The organism is Microvirga sp. P4_G7 (genome assembly GCF_056401005.1).
In genome coordinates, this window is record NZ_JBFUKD010000471.1 from 1 (window position 1) to 3,049 (window position 3,049).

The window sequence follows — 3,049 nt, forward strand, 5'->3', positions numbered from 1 at the left end:
GGGGCATTGTTCGCCGTCGCGCAAGGTCGTGTCGAAGATCAGGACGCGATCTTTGGTCGAACCGGTTGAAATGGACATTTTATGAGCCTTCCCTGGGGGAGCTGCCCTCACAGCGCYCCAGTGGTTTCGATTTCATTCGAACCCCTGAGAGCCCAGGCATGCACGCCCAGCCGACCCTCAGGGGCGACTAAGGAGAAGGAGACCAAGGAGGCGCGCGCGACCGGCCGCGGGTGCGGCTCCTGTCGTCTTGGCGCTGGCGGAACCGATGAACATCGGGGCCTGATCCTCCTGGAACGCCGCAGATTCCGCGACGCATCATTCGCTTTTATCGGCGCCTGCCGCCCATGGCAAGCGGGCAGACGGCCGAATTCGTGCCCTCCCCTTGAAAGCTTGGAAGGGTTGGAAACCTTGCCGGACAGCCCAGGCTGAGCCATGAATCGCGAAAAGCTCTGTCCAGCAGGCTCGTTCAACGGAGGAAGCCCCCATGAAATTCGGCCTCAGCGCTTTGTCGATCGCCGCCGTGACCCTCGTCGCCTTGACCGCTTGCAACCAGACGAGCCAGACGTCTCAGCCCACGGCAGCGGCCGCGCCGGTGGGCTGCAAGGGTGAGATCGGCGAGTATCAAGCGGTCATGGACAACGACAAGCAGATGGGACACGTCAACACGACGGTCTACAATCGCGTCGTGAATGAAATCGACAAGGCATCGGCCGCCTGTGACGCGGGGCGCGACGCTGAGGCATCGCGCCTCATCAATGCGACCAAGTCACGATACGGCTACCGCTGAGCGAAGTGCCAGGCGAAGAATGTCTGAAGCCATTGCGGCATGGTTTTAGGATCGACGTCGGCCGGACTGCGAACGATCCGCACGTCGGACAGCTCCGGTTCGTGCTGTTTGGCGATCTGGACCCGAATGCGCGCGGCCACTGCCTCGGCGGGTTCGGGCGCCACCACATAGCGGACGAGCGCAATGGCCGGCCAACGCCTCACGGCGATCCATTCCTTGGAGACCTCGTAGTCGGTCAGGCCCGTCTCTTCCTCGAGCTCGCGGGTCAGGCTCGACGCGAGATCGACGGTGCCATCGGGCAGAAGATCCGACCGGTCGGGGGTTCCTGCTGCGAAATACACGCGCCCGCCATTGGCGGTGTGGTCCGCCATCACTCCGCAAATGAAGGCTCCATCCGAGCCTTGCAGCGCGCCGACGGCAAAGCCATTCGCAACGCTCGCATCGCGCTCCGGAAGGTCGAGCCAGCCGACGAAATCGGAATAGTCCATTTCCGAGTACACCATGCGGCAGCAATCCGCCGTCAATTCCATGTCGCGGATCGCAAGGACGCGGCCATTGAAGATCTTCGGGGTCAGAGCTTGCCGCCGCGACCAATTGGCCTCGATCCGGCCACGGTTCTCACGTGCCCAGGGCCAATCCATCACCTTGATCCGCGCATCGAGGTGGGCGATGCGGGCCACTTGGATATCCCGGTTCATGCCAGAAATTCCCCGCGGCTCACGACGAAGGCCCGCCCGCCGATTTCGGCGGAGATCAAAGCGCCGTCCTTGATCGTCAATTGCAGATCGATCTCGCTCGGCCGTCCCATCTCGAAACCCTGCTCGATGAGGATGTCGTGTTCACCATCACCAAGTGGTTCGCACTGCATCAACGCTCCAGCAAAAGCCGCAGCGGCCGAACCGGTCGCGGGATCTTCCGCAACGCCCATTCCCTGACCGAACATGCGGGCGCGATAGCCGCGCTCAATGCGCGCATAGACGTACGTTGCGGGATGATCGCTGTCGCCGAAGACCTTGTCGAAGGCTTCGCCATGCGGTTTCGCACGCGCCAGCGCATCGAGCGAAGCCACTGGTACGAGATCGTAGGCAACGCCGGCGGTATGACGGCTAGGTACGTGGCGGTCGAAGCCGATTTCGCCCGGATCGATCCCGAGGGCCCAACCGCACGCGGCGGCGTCCTTGCCGTCTCCCCACACAGTGGGCAGGCGCGGCAAGCGAAAGCGCGCCCGGCCCCGGTCGTTGCCTTCGACCTCGGCCGCGCACGAGACGATTCCGATTTTCTCCTTGAGGCCGAAAGCAACCGCGCCGCGCTCGCCGGCACGATCCAGCAACGCAAGCAACACGGCCGTTCCCACAGTCGGATGGCCTGCGAACGGCAATTCGCGCGAGGGCGTGAAGATGCGGATGTCGGCGCGATGACCCGGCTGCGTCGGTGGGAAGACGAACACCGTCTCCGAGAGGTTGAACTCCCGCGCGATCGCCTGCATCCGCGCGTCGTCCAGCCCCTCCGCATCGTGAACAACCGCCAATGGATTTCCGACCAGGGGCTTTCCGGCGAAGACGTCGAGCGTGAAAAAGCGTCGGGTCATGGAACTCATATCTCCTGGGCTGCGAAGCGATATGTCGGCGACACGAACTCATCCTGCGCGGCGACAGTGAGGATTTCGCGCGCGCCGGCTTCTTCCGTGCGCTTCAAAAGGCCGTAGACCGATGAGGACGCCTCGGCAAGAGCTGCCGCAGCGGAGCGCGTTCGCGCAAAATGGACGAAAAACAATGCAGCGATCGCATCGCCCGCGCCGTTGACGCTCAAGGACAGCCGCGGCGTGCGCACGGCCCAGAACTGTCCGTTCTCGCCCACGACAAGATCGACGAAATCGGGCGGCGTTTCGCTGGTGTGGACGGATGTGACCAGGATCACTTTCGGTCCCATCGCGTGGACGGCGCGAATGGCGTCCTTCACGTCGTCCATGCTCGCGGTCGTGCGACCGGAGAGATAATCGAGTTCGAAATGGTTCGGCGTGATGATATCCGCGGAAGGAAGCGCCTGCTCCTTCATGAATTCCGGGATGCCCGGGCGGACGAACACACCACGGCCGACGTCTCCGATGACAGGATCACAACAATAGAGCGTTGCGGGATTGGCCGACCGAACGCGGGCGACCGTGCTCAGGATCGCATTGCCGATATCGGCCGATCCCATATAGCCCGACAGAACGCCGTCGCACCGGGACAGCACGTCGCGCTCGGCGATGCCCTCGACGAG

4 protein-coding genes are annotated in these 3,049 nt (G+C 63.3%); 1 reads left to right on the top strand and 3 read right to left on the bottom strand.

Features of this window, described 5'->3' with window-relative positions; all coding sequences use genetic code 11:
* Window positions 1-484: 484 nt before the first annotated feature.
* On the top strand, window positions 485-787 hold the full coding sequence (locus AC1DT3_RS16505; protein ID WP_477466326.1) for a hypothetical protein: 303 nt from the start codon (window positions 485-487) through the stop codon (window positions 785-787).
* Here AC1DT3_RS16505 and AC1DT3_RS16510 read toward each other — a convergent pair.
* The 3 genes from AC1DT3_RS16510 to pdxY form a co-directional block, all read right to left on the bottom strand.
* Complete coding sequence (locus AC1DT3_RS16510) at window positions 778-1,485, bottom strand: NUDIX hydrolase (protein WP_477466327.1); 708 nt, start codon at window positions 1,483-1,485, stop codon at window positions 778-780. The genes AC1DT3_RS16505 and AC1DT3_RS16510 overlap by 10 nt on opposite strands.
* Window positions 1,482-2,375 (bottom strand): PhzF family phenazine biosynthesis protein, encoded by an 894-nt coding sequence (locus AC1DT3_RS16515; RefSeq protein ID WP_477466328.1) that lies wholly within the window; start codon window positions 2,373-2,375, stop codon window positions 1,482-1,484. Before AC1DT3_RS16515 ends, AC1DT3_RS16510 begins: the two co-directional genes overlap by 4 nt.
* Before the next feature lie 5 nt (window positions 2,376-2,380).
* Window positions 2,381-3,049 (bottom strand): pyridoxal kinase (gene pdxY, locus AC1DT3_RS16520; protein WP_477466329.1); only part of this gene is annotated, 669 nt, incomplete at its 5' end.